Genomic DNA, 21,126 nt, shown 5'->3' on the forward strand with positions numbered 1-21,126 from the left:
GTGCGGCTCGCGGGGTGGCCAGTTTAGCGCGGGCGGGTTCGGCGCGGGTGGCGCGGCGGCCGGCCGTGTGAGGGCGGCCGCTGCCGGGTGCGTCAGCACAGGTCGGGCCGGCGGCGGGCGGCTGGCGGCCGCGGTCGCGAGAGGCTGGCGGGTGGCACCCCGCCGGGCGGCCGGCACTGTGCGCGGGCTGTGTGACACTGGTTCGCATGGCCTCACCGCAGCAACGTTCCGGACGACTCGGCATCGGCATCATCGGCGCAGGCCGGGTCGGGCCCGTGCTCGGGGCGGCGCTCGCCGGGGCCGGGCACGCGATCGTGGGGGTGTCCGCGGTGTCGGACGCGAGCCGCGACCGCGCCGAGGCGATGCTGCCCGGGGCGCCGATCCTCGAGATTCCGCAGCTGATCGAACGGAGCGAGCTGGTGCTGCTGGCGGTGCCCTCCGCTGAGCTGGGGGCGCTCGTGGAAGGGCTCGCGAACGCCGGTGCCTGGCAGGCGGGGCAGCTGGTCATCCACACCGCTGCGCAGTACGGGATCGGGGTTCTCGCGCCGGCGCTCGCCGCGGGGGCGATCCCGCTCGCGATCCACCCCGCGATGAGCTTCACCGGGTCGAGCATCGACATCGCGCGCCTCGCCGGAGCCTACTTCGCCGTCACTGCCCCCGCCCCGGTGCAGCCGATCGGGCAGGCACTCGTGGTCGAGATGGGCGGCGAGCCGGTGATCGTCGCGGAGCGCGACCGGGCGGCCTACGCGGACGCGATCGAGACCGCCACCACGTTCTCGAGCTCGATCGTGGACCAGGCCACGGGCATCCTCGGCGGCATCGGGTTCGGGTCGCCGGGCCGGTTCCTCGCCCCTCTCGTGCGCTCGAGCGTCGAGAACGCCCTGCAGCGGGCCGTCGGCCCCGAGGACTCGCTCGGCCTGCCGCTGGGCTCCTAACCCCGGCGCCCACCTGCCCCCTCCTCCGCGCTCCCGCGCCCGCGCGAATCGATTCGAGAGGACGCCAACTGCTCCTCCAACGCGGTTTCGGAGCAGACAGCGACACATCGAGTCGATTCGACGACAGGGTCGGGCAGCAGGAGGAAGTGCAAGGGCCGCGGCCCAACACGGGTAACATTCTGGGGGCGCACCGAGTGCACGAGCATCCGGAGCACGGTTGGCCCACGCGGAGAACCACGTCCGCGCAGTAAAGGAGATCCAGTGCCGACACTCGCTGTCACGATCGCTGAGGTGCGCGCACGGATCGCCGCCGCGAAGTCGGATGCCCGGGTGCGCGGTGCGGCCGAACCGACCGTCGCCCTCGTGCCGACGATGGGCGCCCTGCACAAGGGCCACCTCGCGCTGGTGCAGCGGGCCGCGGAGGTCGCGGACATCGTCGTCGTGTCGGTCTTCGTGAACCCCCTGCAGTTCAGCGAGTCCGAAGATCTCGACCGCTATCCGCGCGACCTCGACGCCGACCTCGGTACCCTCGCCGGCGACGCCGCCGGTGCCGGCGCCATCGTGTTCGCCCCCGCAGCGGGCGAGATGTACCCCGACGGCAAGACGCAGACCAAGGTCACGTCCGGCAACGTCGGCAACCTGCTCGAAGGCCGCAGCCGGGCCGGGCACTTCGATGGCGTGCTCGTCGTGGTGTCGAAGCTGCTGAACATCGTGCAGCCCGATTTCGTGCTGTTCGGGCAGAAGGATGCCCAGCAGGTGTTCGTCGTCAGCCGCATGGTGCGCGACCTGAACATCCCGGTCACGGTCGAGGTCGTGGAGACGGTGCGGGAGGATGACGGGCTGGCCCTCTCCAGCCGCAACCGTTTTCTCGACGAGCGTGAGCGTCTCGCGGCCCGGGTGCTCTCGCGCACCCTCGAAGCCGCAGACTCGGCCGCCGACGGAGGCATCGACTCGGTGATCGCGGCGGCGCAGTCCGCGGGCATGGGCGAGCCGCTCGTCGACCTCGAATACCTCAGCGTGGTGAACCCGACGACGTTCCTCCCCGTCGACGACGGCTACCACGGCAAGGCGATCGTGCTGGTCGCGGCCCGCGTCGGCGCCACCCGCCTCATCGACAACGAGACGGTCTACCTCGGCGGTTGACCGGTTTCGCCGACGATGATCCAGTAGCCGTGCTCCTCGGAGGAGACGGCCGAGTAGTGCACGCCGTCCTCCGAGAGCGCAACGAATTCGTCGATCTGATCGCTCGGCAGAAGAGTCTCGGGGGTCAGCATCACTCGGGCCCAGCCGAGATCAGGGCCATCCGTCGGCACGGAGATGAGAAACGAACCGTCGGCCGCCACCACCGCCAGCTCGCTGGACAGGGCCAGCCATTCGCGGTGGGCCGCCGCGCGCGCCTCTGCGACTTCATCGGAGGGGATCATCCGCAGGGGCACGACGGACGAACTCGCCATCAGCCGCCAGACGTTCCGCTCGGCAGGAAGGGCTGGACGGTGGCCCGCGCCGTCCGTGCCATCCGTACCGCCCGCGCCGAGTTCGGTGAGGAGTCGCACCCCGCTCGCCTCGAGCTGCTTCCGCCGGAGAGCCGACCGTGTCGCGGGTGTGGTGAAGATGAGCCGCAGCTCCTGACGCTCGGACATATCTGATCAATGCTCAGTATAGCCGAACGGGACGTCTACCGTGCCCGCGTAAACTGGGGGCGACTTTCGAGGAGCGCCCGACCCCATGACTGAACATCCCAAGCACGCCCAGCCCGAGCAGCCCGCCGACGCGATCGACCTCGCCGCCGTGAAGGCCGCCGAGGAGCAGGACGCAGAGGCCGCCGCAGCGGACGCCGCCGCGAACGAGCAGCAGGTCATCCGCATGGCGAAGCGGGAGCGGATGCTCGAGACCGGCCTCGAGCCGTACCCCGTCGGTGTCGCGGTCACCACGACGATCCCGGCCGTGCGCGCACAGTACGGCGAGCTCGCGGCCGACGAGACCACGGGCGAGATCGTCGGCCTCGCCGGGCGGATCGTGCACCTCCGCAACACCGGCAAGCTGTGCTTCGTGAGCCTGCAGTCGGGCGACGGCACGCGCATCCAGGCCATGGTTTCGCTTGGAGCGGTGGGGGATGAGTCACTCGCCGCCTTCAAGGAGTTCGTCGACCTCGGAGACCATCTCTTCGTAAAGGGCGAGATCATCTCGAGCCGCCGCGGCGAGCTGTCGATCATGGTCTCCGAGTGGAGCATCGCGTCGAAGTCGCTCCTGCCGCTGCCGAACCTGCACAGCGAGCTGAACGAGGAGACGCGGATGCGCAGCCGCTACCTCGACCTCATCGTGCGCGACGACGCACGGAAGATGGTGCGCACCCGCGCCGCGGCCGTCGCCAGCATGCGGAAGACGTTCGCCGACCGCGAGTTCATCGAGGTCGAGACCCCGATGCTGCAGACCATGCACGGCGGAGCGGCGGCCCGCCCGTTCTCGACCTGGAGCAACGCGTTCGACACGGAACTCTTCCTCCGCATCGCGCCGGAGCTGTTCCTGAAGCGCGCCGTCGTCGGCGGCATCGACCGGGTGTTCGAGATCAACCGCAACTTCCGGAACGAAGGCGCCGACTCGACGCACAGCCCCGAGTTCGCGATGCTGGAGGCCTACGAGGCGTACGGCGACTACAACACGATGGCCGAGCTGACGCAGACGCTCATCCAGAACGCCGCGATCGCGGTGGCGGGCGGCACGACGGTGACCTGGGCCGACGGCACCGAGTACGACCTGGGAGGCGACTGGGACCGCATCAGCATGTACGAGTCGCTGAGCGCGGCCGCAGGCATCCAGATCACGCCGGCCACCACGATCGACGACCTGAAGGCGCTCGCCGACCGCGAGGGCATCGAGATCCACCTGCCGAACCACGGCAAGTACGTCGAAGAGCTGTGGGAGCACTTCGTGAAGGGTTCGCTCGTCAGGCCGACCTTCGTGATGGACTTCCCGCTCGAGACCAGCCCCCTCACCCGCGCGCACCGCAGCATCCCGGGCGTCGTCGAGAAGTGGGACCTCTACATCCGCGGATTCGAGCTCGCGACGGCGTACTCCGAGCTGGTCGACCCGGTCATCCAGCGTGAGCGCTTCATCGAGCAGGCCCGTCTCGGCGCGGCCGGCGACGACGAGGCGATGCGGCTGGATGAGGACTTCCTCCGTGCGCTCGAATTCGGGATGCCGCCCTCCGGCGGCCTCGGCATGGGCATCGACCGGCTGCTGATGGCGTTGACGGGCCTCGGGATCCGCGAGACGATCCTGTTCCCGCTGGTGAAGTAGGGTCCGGTTCCGGATGCTCGCCAGCACCGCGGCCGACTGACAGGTTCGGCAGGTATCCTTCAACCACGATGAATGACGTGATCCTCGCCCTGGGCGCCCTGCTTCCGACCGTGGCGATCGGCCTGCTGTTCTGGTTCGTGATGCGCGCGATCATGCGCTCCGACAAGAGCGAACGCAAGGTGCTCGCCCGTATCGAGGCCGAAGAGCGGGCGAAGCGCGGCCTGTAGCCGAATCGGCCGCTCCCTGCGCGGCCTGTAGCCGAATCGGCCGCTCCCTGCGCGGCCTGTAGCCAGCACACCCCCTCCGAACCGATACGGTAAGAGGTGGCAGGTCGGCAGGCGAAGGGAGCCCCTCATCAGCGGAGTCCAGATGACGGAGATCGTCATCGTTCTGCTCTTCCTCTTCGATTTCGGGGTTCGAGTCACAGCGATCATCGTCGTGCCCCGCAACCGGCGGCCGAGTTCGGCGATGGCATGGCTGCTCGCGATCTTCCTGATCCCCTACCTCGGCCTGGTCGTCTTCCTGCTGATCGGCAGTTACAAGCTGCCGAAGAAGCGGCGTGAGAAGCAGCAGGCCATCAACGACTTCATCATCGAGACGACGGAGGGCATCGAGCAGGTCTCGAACGATCATCCGTGGCCCGCCTGGCTCCGGTCCGTTGTCGAGCTGAACCGCAACCTCGGCGCGATGCCCCTCGTCGGTGGCAACAAGGCCCGCCTGATCGGGGACTACTCCCAGTCGATCGCCGAGATGACCGCCGACATCAACCAGGCCACGAAGTTCGTGCACTGCGAGTTCTACATCATGTCGTACGACTCGGTGACCGCCGACTTCTTCCTGGCGCTCGAGAACGCGGTGAAGCGCGGCGTGATCGTTCGGGTGCTGCTCGACCACGTGGCATCCTTCCGGTCGCCCGGCCACCGCAGGACGTTCCGCAAGCTCAGGCAGATCGGCGTTTCCTGGCATTTCATGCTTCCGGTGCAGCCCCTTCGTGGCAAATGGCAGCGCCCCGACCTCCGCAACCACCGCAAAGTGTTGGTGGTGGATGGCCGGGTGGGCTACATGGGTTCGCAGAACCTGATCGACCGGAGCTACAACAAGCGCGTGAACCGCCGCCGCGGCCTGCAGTGGCAGGACCTGATGACGCGCGTGCAGGGCCCGATCGTGAACGGGATCAACGCGATCTTCATCACCGACTGGTACAGCGAGACGAACGAACTGCTCGTGCGCGAGACCGAGGCCATCACCCCCGGTGTCGTCTTCGAGTCGGAGGACGCGCTCGACTGCCAGATCGTGCCGAGCGGCCCCGGGTTCGATGGCGAGAACAACCTGCGCCTCTTCCTCGCGCTGCTCTACTACGCCCAGAAGAAGATCATCATCACGTCGCCGTATTTCGTGCCCGACGACTCGATGTTGTACGCGATCACCACGGCCTCCCAGCGCGGGGTCGAGGTGCAGCTGTTCGTCTCCGAGATCGGCGACCAGGCGCTCGTCTATCACGCGCAGCGTTCGTACTACGAGGCGCTGCTGCGTGCGGGCGTGCAGATCTGGATGTACAAGGCCCCGTACATCCTGCATGCCAAGCACTTCACCATCGACGACGAGGTGGCGGTGATGGGGTCGAGCAACATGGACATCCGCTCGTTCCAGCTCAACATGGAGGTGTCGATGATGGTGCGCGGGTCGGCTTTCGTGCAGCAGATGAGAGCGATCGAGGACGGCTACCGGGCATCCAGTCGCGAACTCACGCTCGCCGAATGGGAGCGCCAGCCGCTCCGCTCCACCGTGCTCGACAACCTCGCCCGCCTCACTTCCGGCCTCCAATAGCACCCCGGGGCGGTCAGGGGAGGCGGGCGATGAGGGCGAGGAGCGCGGTGTAGAAGGCGGGGGCATCCACGGTTCGGGCGTAGAAGATGTTGCGGGGCAGGTCGGTGATCTGCCACCAGTCCGCCGCGAGCATCCCCATCGTCAGTTCGCTCGAGATCTCGACCCGTGCGTTGATCTGCCGCCCGCCGAACAGCTCGGGGTGCAGGCAGTAGAGCGGCACGACGGGCCCGTGCAGTGGTGCCCCGTCGGTGCCGTACTTCGCCAGGTCGAACGTCTCCGAGAAGGTGAGCAGAGCATCCACCACCCGGCCGCACTGGTTGCCGAGCGCCGAGAACCGGTCGAGCCGCTCGCGGGTGTTGTGGAGCTGGTGCGTCACGTCGAGGGGCAGCATCACGATCGGAACCCCGCTCCGCAGCACGATGTCAGCCGCGTGCGGGTCGACGTAGATGTTGAACTCAGCGGTCGGCGTGATGTTGCCGACCTCGAAGTACGCCCCGGCCATCATGACGATCTCGCGGATGCTCGCCGCAATGTCGGGCGCCTCGACGAGCGCCACGGCCAGGGTCGTCATGCTGCTGAGCTGCATCACGGTGACCGAGTGCGGCTCGGCTGCCCGCAGGTGCCGGATGATCGCCTGCACCCCGGGCTCATCGGACGGCTCGAGGCGGGGTTCGTGCAGCGGGTAGCCGTCCATCCCTGTCTCGCCGTGCACATGCGCCGCGGTGACGAGCTCGCGCACCAGGGGTCGCGGGCATCCACGGTGCACGTGAATGCCCGTTCGCCCGGTGAGCTCGACGACCTGCAGGATGTTCCGCACGGTGCGGTCGAGTGTGGTGTTGCCCGCGCTGCCGACGATCGCCAGCACCTCGAACTCCTCGGGTGAGGCGAGTATGACCATGAGGGCAGCGGCCTGCTCCTGGCCGGGGTCGGTGATGACGATCGTCGGTCGCATCACGGGGCCGAAGGGCTGTCGATCGTGATGCTGCCGTCGATGATCGACGCCTGGAGGGCATCGATCTCGCCCTGCAGGGCCGGGTCGACCTTGCTCTCGAAGTCGTGGAACGGAGAGATGGCCACGCCCTTGTTCGCGAGGGTTCCGACGAACGCGGTGTTGTCGAAGCTCCCGGCGGCGTCCTTCTCGATCACCGAGGAGATCGAGAGCGGCATGTCGCGCGCGATCGAGGTGAGGAACAGGTCGGCGTCGGTCGGGTCGCTGACGGCCATGTCGGTGTCGACGCCGAGCAGCGCCTCACCCTTGCCCGAGTCGCGGATCGCGGCGACCGTGCCCTGGTAGATCGGCCCGCCGACCGGCAGGATCAGGTCGGCAGCCTGCTCGATGAAGCCCTGGCTGAGCACCTTCGCGGCGTTGATGTCGGTGAAGTTGCCGGTGAACGCGCCCTGCTGGGTGGCGAAGTCCCAGCCGAGGATCTTCACGGACTTGCCCTTGTCGGCGTTGTACTTGGCCACGCCGAGCGCGAAGCCGTCCATGTAGAGCGTCACCGGCGGAATCTGCGCCCCGCCGTATGTCGCCACGATGCCCGACTTCGAGTAGCTCGCCGAGGCGTAACCGACGAGGTAGCCCGACTGGGAGGTGTCGAACACGATCGACTTGACGTTCGGCAGCGTGATCGAGGTGTCGTCAATCATCAGGAAGTTCACGTCGGGGTTCGCCGTGGCGGCAGCCTTGGTCGCGTCGGCGAGCAGGTAACCGGTGGCGACGATGGTCGTGCAGCCCTGGGCGACGAGGCTGTCCATATTGGGCTGGTAGTCGCTCTCGCCCTCCGACTGCACCTTCACGTACTTCACGCCGAGCGCGGTCGCCGCGTCGGTGACGCCCTGGAGGCCGAGCGCGTTGAACGACTTGTCGTCGAACCCGCCGGAGTCGGAGACGATGCAGGGCAGAAAACCGTCGGTGACGGTCGGCGCGGCACTTCCGGCGGCGGCGGTGGTTCCGGTCGAGGCGGGGGCGGATGCGCAGCCGGCGAGCAGCAGCGCGGCAGCGGCCAGGGCGGCGGCGCCGGTCGAGAGCCGGCGGGTGGTGGTGTTCATGTGGTTCCTCCTGATGGTGGGCTGTGCGGGTGTGGATGGTGCGGGATGGGATGGTGCGGGCGGTGCAGGTGCAGGCGATGCGGGCGGTGCGGATGGCGCGGGTGGTGCGTCCGACGTCATCGCGGCGTCTCCACCCAGGCGTAGATCTCCCAGATGTAGCCGTCGTGATCGACGAAGTAGGTCGAGCGGGCACCCCACTCGAAGACCTGCGGGGGCCCGGATGCGACCAGGCCGAGGGCTCTGAGCTCGGCAGCGAGGGCATCCACCTCGGGTCCGGTCTCGAGCTCGATCGCGAGCATGACGTGCCCACCGGCGCCGCCGGAGGCGAGGGCAGCGACCGGCGCGCCCGATCCGCCGTGCAGCACGATGGTCAGCTCGACCGCTCCCGCGCCGAACGTCATCGAGTCGGCACCGGTGCCGGTCACGGCGAATCCGAGCGCGCCGAGGAACGCGGCCGACCGCGCGAGGTCGGTCACAGCGAGGGTGGCGGCGGCGAGCCGGCTCTGCCCGGTGGGCGAGGGCTTCCGGATGATCGTGAACCCGTCGGGGTCGGTGAGAGTATCGCGCGCCGCGCCCGGCAGTTCGAGGGTGACGGTGAACGGCATCCCGGAACCTGTCGGATACGCCGCGCCCACGGTCTCGGCGATGCTCCACTCCTCCCACAACGCGAGGCGTGCCCCGTCGCCCAGCCGGAAGTCGGCGAACCGCACATTGCGCATGCGCGGCTCGAGCGCGACCTCGCCCGAGTAGAACGCGTCGGCGCGGTCTATGTCGGCGACCACCAGGCAGATGTCGTCGATCCTCATCGGGAACCCTCCTCCTCGGGCCAGGAGCCCTGCTGCACGCGGTCGTACACCCGCGTGATCGCCTCGCTGTAGGCGCCGCGGTTCTGGGCGACGGTCTGCCGGTGACCGGCGAGGTACTCTGCCGCCAGCTCCCGGAACTCCGCCAACACGGCCCGCTCGTCGATCCGGGTCAGCCGGCCGTTCTCCACGACCCGCTCGCCGTTCACCCAGACCTCGGCGATCGAGGAGCCGTTCTCGCTGAACACCAGCTGCCGGGCCGCATCGTTCAGCGGGGTGAAGTTCGTGCTGAGGGTGAGGTCGAACACGACGAAGTCGGCGCGCTTGCCCACCTCGAGGGAGCCGATGGTCTCCGCCTGGTGGACGGCCGCCGCACCTCCGCGCGTCGCCGCCCGGAGCACCTCGTCTGTCGACGGCCAGGCCGCGAAGTCGGGGCCCGACACGGTGTGCAGCAGGGCCGCGGACCTGACGGTGTCGAGCATCCGGAGCGAGTCGTTGCTCGCGGTGCCGTCGGTGCCGAGAGCAACGGTGGCGCCCGCGTCGTGCAGCCCGCGCCAGGCGAAGACGCCGGAGCCGAGCTTGAGGTTCGAGACCGGGTTGTGGATGATCGTGGCCGGCGACTCTCCGAGCATCCGGATGTCGCCGGCGCCCAGCCAGATCGCGTGGGCGAGCGCGGTGCGGTCGGTGAGCAGCCCGAGGGTCCTGAGGTGCTCGACGATCGTGGTGCCGTACCGCTCGCGGCCCATCACGGCCTGCAACCGGGTCTCGAGCAAGTGCAGGTGCAGCACGGAACCGTGTTGGCGGGAGAGGTCGTCTGCCGCCAGCAGCAGCTCGTCGGTGCTCCGTTGCGGGGCGCTCGGCGCGATCGCGTACGACAGCCGCCCGCCCGCGCGGCCGTGCTGCGTGCGGAAGGCCCGCTCACTGAAGTCGACGAACGCGTCGATGAGCTGCCGGCTCGGTGGCATCGCTCGGCGGGAGGCGGCGATGCCCTCCGCCGACAGGAGTTCGGTGGAGAACGGCAGCCGGTCGGCAAAGGCGACGTCGGCGATGCCGCCGGTGCAGGTGGCGCGGATGCCGATGTCGTCGTAGGCGTCGAAGACGGCCGCGAGGGTCTCCTCGGTCTGCGCCGGGAGTTCGCCGACATCGTCGAGCACGGCCGTCGTGCCACCCTTCAGGGAGTCCATGGCGGCGACGAGGGTGCGGAGGTAGACCAGCCGCGGCGACATCGGGGCGACGCCGCTGATCGGGTAGGTCTCGAGGGTCCAGAGTTCGAGGGGGAGACGCTCGCTGGTGCCGCGGAACAGGGACTCCCAGGAGTGCATGTGCGCGTTGACGAGGCCGGGCACGATGAGGAGGCCGGTCGCGTCGACGACCTCGCAGTCGGGGTTGGCGTCGGAGGCGGTGCTGGCGCCGGGGGCGGCGCTGGCGATGCGGGCGGGGCCGTCTGCGGTGGCTGTGGCGGCGGTTGCCGTGCCGGGCGCAACGACCGTGCCCCTGTCGCCGACCGCGACGATCGTGTCGCCGTCGACGAGCAGGTCGCCGCGGAAGACGGCGCTCGAACGCGCGTCGTCCATGGTCATCAGCAGGGCATTCCGCCAGAGGGTCTTCATGTGTTCCCTGCGCCTTCGGGCGCGGTTGAGAGACCCCGGTGAAGGGGTCGACGAATAAGGATCGGGTGCGGTGATGGCGTCAGCGGTGGTGTCCGGCTGCGGATGCCGCTGCGGGAGGGGTCAGCCGGTCATCCGGAGACCCGCAGCGGGCAGCGCGGCTGCTGGCGCCCAGGGGAGTGCGGCGGCGAGGCCCGGAGCCGGCGGCAGGTCGAGCGGGCGACCGGCGGGGCGGGAGGCCTGCCGAGTGGGCAGCCTGCCGGGTGAGCGACCGGCGGGCAGACCTCTCCCGCGGTGCGGAGCGGCTATCTGCCGAGCGAGAAGACGGAGACGTTGTGCGCTCCGCTGCGACGGCGCAGGCAGAACCAGGGCAGGAACCCTCTGGTTGCCGAATCGGTCGTCATAGCGGCAACGGTAGCGCGCGAATGTGACGCGCAGATTTCGCGGCCGCTACAAATCGGTTTCGCGTCGGCCGCCGCCTTCTCTCAGCCCAGAACTCCCCAGTCGATTGCCGCGGGGGGCCGGGGCCGAGGAGGGGGGAGTGGGCGGTCAGTCTCGGGGGCGGAGACGCACCGACGGGAGTTCGGGCGCGGGCAGCGGCGCGCCCTCGTGTTCGCGCGTTGCGCCCGCGACGCGCGCGGTGAAGAGCTCCTCCGTGCCGGGCGGCGGCGGCCCGCCGACCCCGACCGCCTCGGACTGCCAGGCAGCTCGGTACCCCACCACTTCGTCGTGGCTCCGTCCGACGAAGTTCCACCACATCAGGATGCTCTCACCGAGCGGTTCGCCTCCGATGAGCAGCACCCGCACGGGCGCGTCGCCCGCCTCGAGCCGGAGGGTGCGGCATCCGGTCGCGAGGTAGGCGAGCTCGTGCGCCTGCACGGTGGTCGTCGCATCCGGCCCGCCCGTCGCACCGGGCCCGCCCGCAGCAGCCGGCCCGCTCGCCGCCTCGGCCTTCGACCCCCGGATGCCCACCGCGCCCGAATCGACCAGAACCCCGTATTCGAACCCGTCGTCGACCTCCAGCACCACCACCCCGCCCGCCGGCAGATCGAGCTGCGCCGCCAGGAGCGGGCTGAAGACGGTGGCGTCGGCCGTGAGGCCGGCCAGCGTCCCCATGAACACCTGCACGGCCGCATCACCGAGCTGCACCCGACGGGACGCCTGGCTCTCGAAGGCGGGGGCCATCTTCCGCGAGCCCTCCGGCAGTGCGACCCAGAGCTGCGCCCCGTGCAGAACGTCAGTAGAAGGCGTCGACACTTCGGAGTGGCTGATCCCGCGCCCGGCGGTCATCAGGTTGAGCTCGCCCGGGCGCACGATGGCATGGCTGCCCACGCTGTCGCGGTGCTCGATCTCGCCTTCGAACAGCCAGGAGACGGTCTGCAGACCGGTGTGCGGATGCGGCGGCACGCGCATTCCCCCCGACGAGGCGACCGGCTCCGGCCCGTAGTGGTCGAGGAAGCACCAGGCCCCGATCAGGCTGCGTTTTCTGCTCGGCAGGGTGCGGCGCACGGTCATCGCGCGCGGTCCGCCGAGCGGCACCTCGCGCGGCGTGAGGATCTCGATGCGCGGGCTCTTGCCAGCATCACCGTTCGAGCATTCGAGGATCTCGGCGGGGTCGGATTCGAGATTGCTCACGAACGCAGTTTATGCGTCGGTAGGACCGTTGCAGTGTGATAACTTTCGAGGGGCCGCGGGGCGGCACACAGCTGTGCATCAGGGGGAATCATGAAGAAGTTCACTGCGGTCATCGCCGCCATCGTCATCGTCGGTGCGGGGTTCGTTGCCACGCCGGCCTACGCCGCAGAGTCGCCGGATCCGCGCCCCGAGGTCGCCACGGTCGCGCCTCCCGTCGAGGTCACGCCACCTCATGCGCGCGAGATCCAGGCTCACACGCCCGCCCAGGCTGATGCCGGTGTGCAGGCTGCCCCGGATGCCGCGAGCGATGCGTCGATCTACGGCCAGGTCAGCGACGCCGACGGGTTCGTCAGCGGGGTCATCGTCACGGCCTTCCAGTTCGACGCGAAGGGCAAGCTGACCTTCCAGAGCGCGAGCGTCACCACCGATGGCACGGGCGCCTACACGATCGAGGGTCTCGCCGCAGGCAACTACTGGCTCGAGTTCGAAGAACACCGCAACCCCGACATGCCGTCGTGGCAGTGGTGGGGGTCCGACACCTTCAACCCGTACGGCAACTGGTTCACAGTGCCGGCGCACGCGGGCGTCCGCACCGACTTCACCCTCGCCGACCTGGCCGGCGTGAAGGGTTCCGTCACCTGCGAGACCTGCGCCGGGGCACCGGATCCCAGCCTCGTCACCATCTATGTCGGGGCCTACAACGGTTCGACCGACACCTACGACTTCATCGACTCCGAGCATCCGGGTGCCGACGGCAGCTTCGGGTTCGACTCGCTGTTCCCATTCGACGACTACCGCATCTTCGCCCGCTACACCGGCACCGGCCCGTTCAACGAGTACTCGAACTCCGAGCAGTTCGCCATGACGGCCGACACCTTCGCGGCGACCAGCGTGAACATCACGCGACACGTCGACCCCGTCTCCGGCATCCGGCCGTCGGTCAACTCCAACGTGAACGCGTTCTACTGGGACTACCTCACCCGTCTCCCCAGCTCCTCCGACGTGTCGTTCTGGGGTGCACAGATCCAGCGCGGGGCGAACCTGAGCATCATCGCAGCCGGCTTCGTGTCGAGCGACGAGTACCGCTACATCCGGATCGACAATGCGTACCGCACGATCCTCGGCCGTGAGCCCGACGCCGCGGGCCGCCTGAACTGGCTGACCGGCATGCGCGGCGGGGTGCTCACCACCGACGACATCGAGACCACCTTCTACGCCTCTGACGAGTACTACCTCCAGCACGGCAACTCGAACCGCGGTTTCACCGAGGCGATCTACCGCACCCTGCTGGGGCGCGACGGCACCTCGAGCGACTACGACTTCTGGAGCAACCTCGTCGTCAAGAACGGCCGGTCCTGGGTGATCCACCAGTTCTGGGACTCGCAGGAGACCATCAGCGCCCGCGTCTCCGGCATGTACAAGCTCTACCTCGGTCGCACACCGGATGCTGCGGGGTTGGCGAACTGGGTCGGAATCGCCCTGCAGATCGGCGACTCAGGGCTTCGCGCGGGCCTCAGCGGCAGTGACGAGTACTTCGTGCGTTCGCAGTTCCGGTTCCGCGAGGAGTGAGTCGCATGGGCGGTCGGTTCTTCGCCGGGGGCGCCGGTCGCCGGATGATCGCGGCCGGCGCGGGCTTCGCCCTCGTCGCGTCGGTGCTGGTCGTGGCGGGTCCGGCTGTGGCAGGTGAGGCTGCGGAGCTCCCGCGCGCCGCTCCGGTTGCAGCTGCCCAGGCCAGCGTCGTAGCCGCGTCACCTGCCCCCACCGCGCCGCCGCTACAGCCGGTGTTGCACCCCCTCGCCGTCGAGCCGGGTCCGGCGGAGGGCTCCGCTGCCAGCCCGTCGTCATCCGATCGCGGCGCCTCCCCACAGGCCGTCGGGGTCGCGGCCTCCGCCATCACGGGAACGCTCAACTACGCGGAACGTGACGGCGGTCCGGAGGTCCTCCCGGGAGCAACGGTCACGGCCATCCGGTTCGCCGCCGACCAGTCGGTGCTGTTCCAGAAGTCGGTGACCACGGCCGACGACGGCACGTTCGCGCTGACAGGCCTGCCCGCAGGCGACTACTACGTCGAGTTCACGGCGGCGGTGGACGGCGAGCCTGCCGCGAGCGATTGGTACGGATCCACTTCGCTGAACCTCTACGGCACGGTCATCCGCCTCGCCGACTCGACAGAGCAGCGCATCTACGGCTTCTTCAGCCGGGCATCCATCATCACCGGACACATCAGCTGCGAGCAGTGCGACAGCGCTCCCGACCCGGCCGACGTGACACTCGAACTCACCGCGAGCCACCCCGATCCGATCGGTATCGCCACGGTGAGGCCCGAAGCCGACGGAAGCTACACCTTCACACTTCGGACCAGCGAACTCTGGGGCGGTTTCGCGATCTACGCGCTCTACAGTGGCAGCGAAGATCTGTCGGCCGTGTCGCAGAATCCACGCGTGTTCCCCGAATACGGCGGCACGGCGGAACAGGATCTCCTTCTGGCACGGGATGTGCAGGTGCAATGCTCGAACGTCGGCACGGTGCCGTCGGTGCACGCGCTCTACTGGGACTACCTGCACCGGTCGCCGACCGAGTCGGATGTGCGTTTCTGGTGCTATCCCGCCGCCCGAGACGGGCTCGGTGTGATCTCGGCGAGCTTCGTGAACAGCGACGAGTACCGGCTGATCCGTATCGACAACGCCTATCGCACGATCCTCGGCCGGGCTCCGGACGCCGGCGGGCGACTCGCCTGGCTGCACGGGATGCAGGGCGGCGTGCTCAGCACCGACGACATCGAGACGACGTTCTACGCCTCGGAGGAGTACTTCCTCCAGCACGGCGGCACGAACACCGGCTTCGTTGCGGCTCTCTATGCGACGCTGCTGCACCGCTCGGGAACGGCGTCGGAGTACGCCTTCTGGGCGAAACTCGTGACCCAGCACTCCCGCGCCTGGGTGGTCGCGCAGTTCTGGGACTCGACCGAGACGATCAGCGAACGGGTCTCGTCGATGTACCAGCTCTACCTCGGCCGGATCCCCGACCCCGGAGGCCTCGACAGCTGGGTCTCCGTCGCCCTGCAGGTGGGCGACTCCGGTCTCCGCGCGGGTCTCACCGGCAGCGGCGAGTACGCCTCCCGGGCCGAATACCGTTACCACGAGGTGAACTGAGGATGCCCGGAAGGAAGCTGCCCGTGACGAAACTCATCCTGCGTGCGGGGGTCGCTGCTCTCGCGACAGCCGCGCTGGCTCTCGGTCCGCTGGCGCCGGCCTGGGCATCCACACCGACGCCGACACCGGTGCCCGTGCCGACACCGACGCACACGGCCCCCGACAATCCCTGGGCCTCCGAACCGGGCACCGGCCAGATCCTCGGCAATGTGTACACGACGGTCGCAAGCAATCCGTGGGTGCAACAGCCTGTCGCTGGGGCGACGGTCACGGCTTACACGATCAACTCCGCCGGGAAGGCGACCGCTCAGGCCTCGGTCCTGAGCGGTCGCACGGGCGACTACCTCTTCACGAACCTCCCGGCAGGCACCTACTATCTGAAGTTCGACAAGCTGCCTGCCTCCGCCGGCCGTGTTCCCCAATGGCTGATGCAGACCGCACTCGCCCCGCACGGCCGGAGCACCGCCGTCGCCGATCAGGCGTCCGTGCAGGAATACGCCGAAGAGCTGCGGATCCCTATCGTCTTCTCGGGCTCGGTGAGCTGTGAGCTCTGCACCGCACCACCCGACCCCGCGACAACGAGTGTTGAGCTCTGGGCATTGGACTACGGCACCACGATGACCCGGCTGCAGGCCGTTCGCCCCAGCGCTGCGGGGCGGTACTCCTTCGCGAGCGTGTTCCCGGCGGCGAACAGCTACGAGGTGCATGTCGTCTACACAGGTCGGGACTCCTTCGCGAAGCTGTCGAGTGTCTATGTGGGCTACGCCCCCGGGTCGACGTACCCGCTCGACCTCATCGAGGCCCGACAGGTGTCGAAGGTGGCGGGTGTGGACCCCTTCTTCGTGGCGCAGCTGCACGCGAACTACGCCGACTTCCTGCACCGTGCCGCGACCGATACGGATGTCGCCAACTGGTCCCGAGCGTCGGAGGGCTACGACGGCCGGGCGGCCTATCTGATCGCGACCAGCGATGAAGCCAGACTCATCCGGATCGATGCGGCCTATTCGAGCATCCTGAACCGTACATCCGATGCCGGTGGGCGGCTCAACTGGCTGAACGCGATCAGGTCGGGTGCGCTCCGGGCGGACGACCTGTTCATCTCGCTCTACGGATCCCAGGAGTACTTCCAGGCGCACGGCGGTACGAACACCGGATATGTCGCCGCGCTCTACAAGGCGCTGGTGGGCCGGACCGGAACGCCCTCGGACTGGTCGTTCTGGGCGGCACAGATCGCCCAGCATGGGCGGGCGTGGGTTGCCGGCCAGTTCTGGAACACTCCCGAGGCGACGCTGGTGCGGATGCAGGCGGACTACACCTACTTCACCGGGTCCCCCGCACGGGGCGACGAGATCGACGAGCAGCTCACCGAGCTGGCAGTCTACGGCGAGGAAGAGTTCCGTGCGAGTCTGGCCACCAACGGCCGGGCGACGCTGCGGTACCACGTCGGCTGAGGCCGCGCTCCGCAGGAAGTATCTGCTCACGGCGAACAGAGCAGTTTCCCGGTGGCTCCGTCGTTAACATTTATCTACCGGTTACCGTCACTGCCCCGGTGCCTGAGGAGTCAGCATGTTTGAGAGATTTACCGACCGTGCCCGTCGCGTCGTCGTTTTGGCCCAAGAAGAGGCCAAGATGCTCAACCACAACTACATCGGCACTGAGCACATCCTGCTCGGGCTGATCCACGAGGGTGAGGGTGTCGCTGCCAAGGCGCTCGAATCCCTCAACATCTCGCTCGACGCCGTGCGCGAGCAGGTGCAGGACATCATCGGCCAGGGCCAGCAGCAGCCCACCGGCCACATCCCCTTCACGCCGCGTGCGAAGAAGGTGCTCGAACTGTCGCTCCGCGAGGCGCTGCAGCTCGGCCACAACTACATCGGCACCGAGCACATCCTGCTCGGGCTCATCCGCGAGGGCGAGGGTGTCGCAGCCCAGGTGCTCGTGAAGCTCGGCGCCGACCTGAACCGCGTGCGCCAGCAGGTCATCCAGCTCCTCTCGGGCTACCAGGGCAAAGAGGCGGTCGCCGTCGGCGGCAACGACCAGGCACCCGACAAGGGCTCGCAGATCCTCGACCAGTTCGGGCGCAACCTCACGCAGGCGGCGCGCGACAACAAGCTCGACCCGGTGATCGGGCGCGAGAAGGAGATCGAGCGGGTCATGCAGATCCTGTCCCGCCGGTCGAAGAACAACCCCGTTCTCATCGGTGAGCCGGGCGTCGGCAAGACAGCGGTCGTCGAGGGCCTCGCCCAGGCGATCGTGCGCGGCGACGTTCCCGAGACCCTGAAGGACAAGCAGCTCTACACGCTCGACCTGGGCTCACTGATCGCCGGTTCGCGGTACCGCGGTGACTTCGAAGAGCGCCTGAAGAAGGTCACCAAGGAGATCCGCACCCGCGGCGACATCATCACCTTCATCGACGAGATCCACACCCTCGTCGGCGCCGGTGCAGCCGAGGGCGCGATCGACGCGGCGTCGATCCTCAAGCCGCTGCTGGCCCGCGGTGAACTGCAGACCATCGGTGCGACCACGCTCGACGAGTACCGCAAGCACTTCGAGAAGGATGCGGCGCTCGAGCGCCGGTTCCAGCCCATCCAGGTCGCTGAGCCGAACCTGCCCCACACGATCAACATCCTCAAGGGGCTCCGCGACAAGTACGAGGCGTTCCACAAGGTGTCGATCACTGACGGCGCCATCGTCGCAGCGGCGAACCTCGCCGACCGGTACGTCGCCGACCGTTTCCTCCCCGACAAGGCCATCGACCTGATCGACGAGGCGGGCGCACGCCTCCGCCTCTCGATCCTGTCGGCCCCGCCGGAGCTCCGCGAGTTCGACGAGCGCATCGCGACCGTCCGCGGCCGCAAGGAGGCTGCGATCGAGGAGCAGGACTTCGAGAAGGCCGCGTCGCTCCGTGACGAGGAGAAGAACCTCCTCGGTGAGCGCCTGAGGCTTGAGAAGAAGTGGAAGTCGGGCGACGTCAAGGCGTCGGGCATCGTCGACGAGGGGCTGATCGCCGAGGTGCTGGCCCAGGCCACGGGCATCCCGGTCTTCAAGCTCACCGAAGAGGAGTCCTCGCGGCTCATGTTCATGGAGAAGGCGCTGCACGAGCGCGTCATCGGGCAGGAGGAGGCCATCGCGGCTCTCTCCCGCACGATCCGCCGCACGCGGTCGGGCCTGAAAGACCCGAAGCGCCCCTCGGGCTCGTTCATCTTCGCCGGCCCCACGGGTGTCGGAAAGACCGAGCTCGCCAAGGCGCTCGCCGAGTTCCTGTTCGACGACGAGAACGCGTTGATCTCGCTCGACATGAGTGAGTACGGCGAGAAGCACACCGTCTCGCGGCTGTTCGGTGCCCCTCCCGGGTTCGTCGGCTTCGAAGAGGGTGGGCAGCTCACCGAGAAGGTTCGCCGCAAGCCCTTCTCCGTGGTGCTGTTCGATGAGATCGAGAAGGCGCACCCCGACATCTTCAACTCGCTCCTCCAGATTCTGGAAGAGGGCCGGTTGACCGATGGCCAGGGCCGCGTGGTCGACTTCAAGAACACCGTGATCATCATGACCACCAACCTCGGTACGAAGGACATCACGGGATCGCCGATCGGCTTCCAGTCGCAGACGAACGTGTCGACGTCGTACGACCGCATGAAGGGCAAGGTGAACGAGGAGCTCAAGAAGCACTTCAAGCCCGAGTTCCTGAACCGGGTCGACGACACGATCGTGTTCCCGCAGCTGTCGAAAGAGGAGCTGCTGCAGATCGTCGATCTGTTCATCGGACGCCTCCGCGACCGCCTGCTCGACCGCGACCTCACGATCGAGCTGTCGGTTCCGGCCAAGGAGCGCCTCATCGAGGTCGGGTTCGACCCGTCCCTCGGTGCCCGTCCGCTCCGTCGCGCGATGCAGAACGAGGTCGAGGACAGGCTCTCCGAGCGCATCCTGCAGGGCGAGCTCAACGCCGGCAATCACATCAACGTGGACTTCGTCGACGGTGAATTCACCTTCAAGACGATCTCTCCCGAGCCGCTCGCGGCGATCACCGCCGAGGGTGCTGGCGCCGTCTCGATCGACAAGATCTAGCGCGGGCCGGGCCCAACCCGCCCGCTCCCGCACTCGAAGGGCCGTCCACTCCGGTGGGCGGCCCTTCGCCCCCCCCCCGTCCCTGCCCTCCTCGCCGCCCCCAACCTCGCCCCCATCCTGAATCGAGTGGGCGATTTGGGCCCCAAAACGGCCGTTTTGGGGCCCAAGCCGCCCACTCGATTGACAGGGTGGGGCGGGAAGTGCGAGGCGGGGGCGCGGGACGGGGCGAGGGCGCGGGACGGGGTGGGGCGGGCGTTTTTGGGATCAGGGATGGGTGCGGGAGGATGGAGCATGACCGAGACGACGCCCGCAACCTCCAACGCCGCACCCGCAACGGGGACGGGCGTGGGCGCGAAGCGCGGCAGCGTCACGGTGCGACGGGCTCGCACGAGCGATGTGCCGTGGATCCAGAAGCTCACCGAGCCGCTGGTGCAGGAGCGCGTGCTGCTCGGCAAGGACTCCGTCGTGCTCTACGAGGCGGTGCAGGAGTTCCGCATCGCCGTCGACGAGCACGGCACCCCGGTCGGCTGCGGCGCGCTGCACGTCTTCTGGGAAGACCTGGGTGAGGTGCGCACCCTCGCCGTCGACCGGGAGTACCTCGGCAAGGGTGTCGGCCATGCGCTGCTCGAACGCATCGAGGCGGATGCCCGGGAGCTCGGCCTCAGCCGCCTGTTCTGCCTCACGTTCGAGGTCTCGTTCTTCGAACGGCACGATTTCGTCGCCTCGCCGCTCTCGCTCGTCGCGCCCGAGGTGTACGCCGAGCTCGTGCGCTCGCCCGATGAGGGTGTAGCCGAGTTCCTCGACCTCGCCCGTGTGAAGCCGAACACCCTCGGCAACACGCGCATGCTGAAGCACCTCTAGCGGTGGCGGCAGTGGCGCCGGAGCCTGAGCACGTGGCCGGTTCACCCGGCGGGCCGGTCGCCCCCGGGCATCCGGTGCCGTACCAGGTGTGCGTCTGCTACCTGCTGCGCGAGCGAGCGGATGGTCGAACCGAGGTTCTGCTCGGCCGGAAGCTCACCGGGCTGGGCATCGGCAAGCTCGTCGGTCCGGGCGGCAAGATCGAGAAGGGGGAGACCGCGGTCGAGGCCATCGCTCGCGAGATCGAGGAGGAGACGGGCATCCGTGTCGCCGCCTCCGACCTGCACGAGGTCGGCTTTCTCGACTACGAGTTTCCGCACAGGCGCTCGTGGAGCCAGCAGTCGACCGTGTTCACGGCCATGCGCTGGGAGGGGGAGCCGGTCGCGTCCGACGAGCTCGCGCCGGAATGGTTCGCGGTCGACGCGATCCCGTTCGAGCTGATGTGGGACGACGCGAAGCACTGGCTGCCCGGCGTTCTCGCAGGCGGCAGCGTGCGCGCGTGGTTCTCGTTCGCGCCCGACAACGCGACCGTCGCCGAGAGCGACCTCCCACTCGCCTGAAGCGCCGCCCGCTCGCCTGCCGAGCGGCGAGGCGCCGCCAACGCGAGCGGGCCCGGCGCCCGCCCTCCCGCGATGGGAAGCGCAGGCGCCGGGCCCGCAGGGCGCCGAGCGGCGGGGATCAGGCGTTGACGGCCGAGGTCTCCTTGGCGTCGTCCTCTTCGAGCGAGTCGACCGGCTGCTCCGTCGCACGCTTCGGGTTCTTCGCCACGATCACGAGCAGCGCCGTCCCGACGGTGCCGATCAGGATCGCCAGCACGTAGAGGAACGGCAGGCCAACGAGGGGCGTCACCCAGATTCCACCGTGCGGGGCGCGGAGCATGGATCCGGATACGGCGACCAGG

General features: G+C 68.6%; 18 protein-coding genes. 11 read left to right on the forward strand and 7 right to left on the reverse strand.

Annotated features, from left to right (window positions below; all coding sequences use genetic code 11):
• Positions 1-206: 206 nt before the first annotated feature.
• Both FB464_RS18065 and panC read left to right on the forward strand, forming a co-directional pair.
• Complete coding sequence (locus FB464_RS18065) at positions 207-935, forward strand: Rossmann-like and DUF2520 domain-containing protein (protein WP_116415798.1); 729 nt, start codon at positions 207-209, stop codon at positions 933-935.
• A gap of 261 nt (positions 936-1,196) precedes the next feature.
• Positions 1,197-2,078 carry a pantoate--beta-alanine ligase gene (panC, locus tag FB464_RS18070; protein WP_211327405.1) on the forward strand — a complete coding sequence of 294 codons (882 nt, stop codon included), beginning with the start codon at positions 1,197-1,199 and terminating at the stop codon, positions 2,076-2,078.
• Here panC and FB464_RS18075 read toward each other — a convergent pair.
• Positions 2,063-2,575: a hypothetical protein gene (locus tag FB464_RS18075; RefSeq protein ID WP_116415797.1), complete on the reverse strand. Its 513-nt coding sequence runs from the start codon at positions 2,573-2,575 to the stop codon at positions 2,063-2,065. The genes panC and FB464_RS18075 overlap by 16 nt on opposite strands.
• Before the next feature lie 85 nt (positions 2,576-2,660).
• Here FB464_RS18075 and lysS point away from each other — a divergent pair, with 85 nt between their 5' ends.
• The 3 genes from lysS (at position 2,661) to cls (ending at position 6,059) form a co-directional block, all read left to right on the forward strand.
• Positions 2,661-4,232 carry a lysine--tRNA ligase gene (gene lysS / locus FB464_RS18080; protein ID WP_116415796.1) on the forward strand — a complete coding sequence of 524 codons (1,572 nt, stop codon included), beginning with the start codon at positions 2,661-2,663 and terminating at the stop codon, positions 4,230-4,232.
• 68 nt (positions 4,233-4,300) lie between these two features.
• On the forward strand, positions 4,301-4,459 hold the full coding sequence (locus FB464_RS19940; RefSeq protein ID WP_170151976.1) for a hypothetical protein: 159 nt from the start codon (positions 4,301-4,303) through the stop codon (positions 4,457-4,459).
• Positions 4,460-4,601: 142 nt separating this feature from the next.
• Positions 4,602-6,059: a cardiolipin synthase gene (cls, locus tag FB464_RS18085; RefSeq protein WP_116415795.1), complete on the forward strand. Its 1,458-nt coding sequence runs from the start codon at positions 4,602-4,604 to the stop codon at positions 6,057-6,059.
• Positions 6,060-6,072: 13 nt separating this feature from the next.
• On the opposite strand, the gene FB464_RS18090 is transcribed toward cls, so the two are convergent.
• The 5 genes from FB464_RS18090 to FB464_RS18110 all read right to left on the reverse strand — a co-directional run bounded on the left by FB464_RS18090 (position 6,073) and on the right by FB464_RS18110 (position 12,153).
• Positions 6,073-7,011, reverse strand: a complete 939-nt coding sequence (locus FB464_RS18090) for a nucleoside hydrolase (RefSeq protein ID WP_211327404.1) — start codon at positions 7,009-7,011, stop codon at positions 6,073-6,075.
• A complete protein-coding gene (locus tag FB464_RS18095; RefSeq protein WP_116415793.1) occupies positions 7,011-8,108 on the reverse strand; it encodes a BMP family lipoprotein in 1,098 nt (365 codons plus the stop codon). Before FB464_RS18095 ends, FB464_RS18090 begins: the two co-directional genes overlap by 1 nt.
• Positions 8,109-8,224: 116 nt before the next feature.
• Positions 8,225-8,914, reverse strand: coding sequence for a VOC family protein (locus tag FB464_RS18100; protein WP_116415792.1), 690 nt, complete (start codon positions 8,912-8,914; stop codon positions 8,225-8,227).
• Entirely contained in the window at positions 8,911-10,521 is a 1,611-nt protein-coding gene (locus FB464_RS18105) for an amidohydrolase family protein (RefSeq protein ID WP_116415791.1), read from the reverse strand. The genes FB464_RS18100 and FB464_RS18105 overlap by 4 nt, the downstream gene beginning before the upstream one ends.
• Positions 10,522-11,067: 546 nt before the next feature.
• Positions 11,068-12,153 (reverse strand): pirin family protein, encoded by a 1,086-nt coding sequence (locus FB464_RS18110; RefSeq protein ID WP_116415790.1) that lies wholly within the window; start codon positions 12,151-12,153, stop codon positions 11,068-11,070.
• A 90-nt stretch (positions 12,154-12,243) separates the two neighbouring features.
• Between FB464_RS18110 and FB464_RS18115 the strand changes: the two genes are divergently transcribed.
• The 6 genes from FB464_RS18115 (at position 12,244) to FB464_RS18140 (ending at position 20,785) form a co-directional block, all read left to right on the forward strand.
• Positions 12,244-13,722, forward strand: a complete 1,479-nt coding sequence (locus tag FB464_RS18115) for a DUF4214 domain-containing protein (protein WP_116415789.1) — start codon at positions 12,244-12,246, stop codon at positions 13,720-13,722.
• A 5-nt stretch (positions 13,723-13,727) separates the two neighbouring features.
• Positions 13,728-15,305 carry a DUF4214 domain-containing protein gene (locus FB464_RS18120; RefSeq protein ID WP_116415788.1) on the forward strand — a complete coding sequence of 526 codons (1,578 nt, stop codon included), beginning with the start codon at positions 13,728-13,730 and terminating at the stop codon, positions 15,303-15,305.
• Between the two features lie 23 nt (positions 15,306-15,328).
• Positions 15,329-16,756: a DUF4214 domain-containing protein gene (locus FB464_RS18125; protein WP_142206754.1), complete on the forward strand. Its 1,428-nt coding sequence runs from the start codon at positions 15,329-15,331 to the stop codon at positions 16,754-16,756.
• 115 nt (positions 16,757-16,871) lie between these two features.
• Positions 16,872-19,367, forward strand: coding sequence for an ATP-dependent Clp protease ATP-binding subunit (locus tag FB464_RS18130; RefSeq protein ID WP_211327403.1), 2,496 nt, complete (start codon positions 16,872-16,874; stop codon positions 19,365-19,367).
• Between the two features lie 291 nt (positions 19,368-19,658).
• Positions 19,659-20,228, forward strand: coding sequence for an amino-acid N-acetyltransferase (locus tag FB464_RS18135; protein WP_116415786.1), 570 nt, complete (start codon positions 19,659-19,661; stop codon positions 20,226-20,228).
• A gap of 32 nt (positions 20,229-20,260) precedes the next feature.
• Positions 20,261-20,785 carry an 8-oxo-dGTP diphosphatase gene (locus FB464_RS18140; RefSeq protein WP_170151975.1) on the forward strand — a complete coding sequence of 175 codons (525 nt, stop codon included), beginning with the start codon at positions 20,261-20,263 and terminating at the stop codon, positions 20,783-20,785.
• Positions 20,786-20,903: 118 nt separating this feature from the next.
• Here the strand turns inward: FB464_RS18140 and FB464_RS18145 are convergent, their stop codons facing one another.
• Positions 20,904-21,074 (reverse strand): hypothetical protein, encoded by a 171-nt coding sequence (locus FB464_RS18145; RefSeq protein WP_170151820.1) that lies wholly within the window; start codon positions 21,072-21,074, stop codon positions 20,904-20,906.
• Positions 21,075-21,126 lie beyond the last annotated feature (52 nt).

This window comes from Subtercola boreus (genome assembly GCF_006716115.1).
Classification (GTDB): Bacteria; Actinomycetota; Actinomycetes; order Actinomycetales; family Microbacteriaceae; genus Subtercola; species Subtercola boreus.

Coding starts and splice junctions, on each gene's coding strand:
- FB464_RS18130 (WP_211327403.1), top strand. CDS start 16,872: ATGTTTGAGAGATTTACCGACCGTGCCCGTCGCGTCGTCGTTTTGGCC.
- FB464_RS18100 (WP_116415792.1), bottom strand. CDS start 8,914: ATGAGGATCGACGACATCTGCCTGGTGGTCGCCGACATAGACCGCGCC.
- FB464_RS18120 (WP_116415788.1), top strand. CDS start 13,728: ATGGGCGGTCGGTTCTTCGCCGGGGGCGCCGGTCGCCGGATGATCGCG.
- FB464_RS18065 (WP_116415798.1), top strand. CDS start 207: ATGGCCTCACCGCAGCAACGTTCCGGACGACTCGGCATCGGCATCATC.
- FB464_RS18090 (WP_211327404.1), bottom strand. CDS start 7,011: ATGCGACCGACGATCGTCATCACCGACCCCGGCCAGGAGCAGGCCGCT.
- FB464_RS18105 (WP_116415791.1), bottom strand. CDS start 10,521: ATGAAGACCCTCTGGCGGAATGCCCTGCTGATGACCATGGACGACGCG.
- FB464_RS18095 (WP_116415793.1), bottom strand. CDS start 8,108: ATGAACACCACCACCCGCCGGCTCTCGACCGGCGCCGCCGCCCTGGCC.
- cls (WP_116415795.1), top strand. CDS start 4,602: ATGACGGAGATCGTCATCGTTCTGCTCTTCCTCTTCGATTTCGGGGTT.
- lysS (WP_116415796.1), top strand. CDS start 2,661: ATGACTGAACATCCCAAGCACGCCCAGCCCGAGCAGCCCGCCGACGCG.
- FB464_RS18075 (WP_116415797.1), bottom strand. CDS start 2,575: ATGTCCGAGCGTCAGGAGCTGCGGCTCATCTTCACCACACCCGCGACA.
- FB464_RS18135 (WP_116415786.1), top strand. CDS start 19,659: ATGACCGAGACGACGCCCGCAACCTCCAACGCCGCACCCGCAACGGGG.
- FB464_RS18115 (WP_116415789.1), top strand. CDS start 12,244: ATGAAGAAGTTCACTGCGGTCATCGCCGCCATCGTCATCGTCGGTGCG.
- FB464_RS19940 (WP_170151976.1), top strand. CDS start 4,301: ATGAATGACGTGATCCTCGCCCTGGGCGCCCTGCTTCCGACCGTGGCG.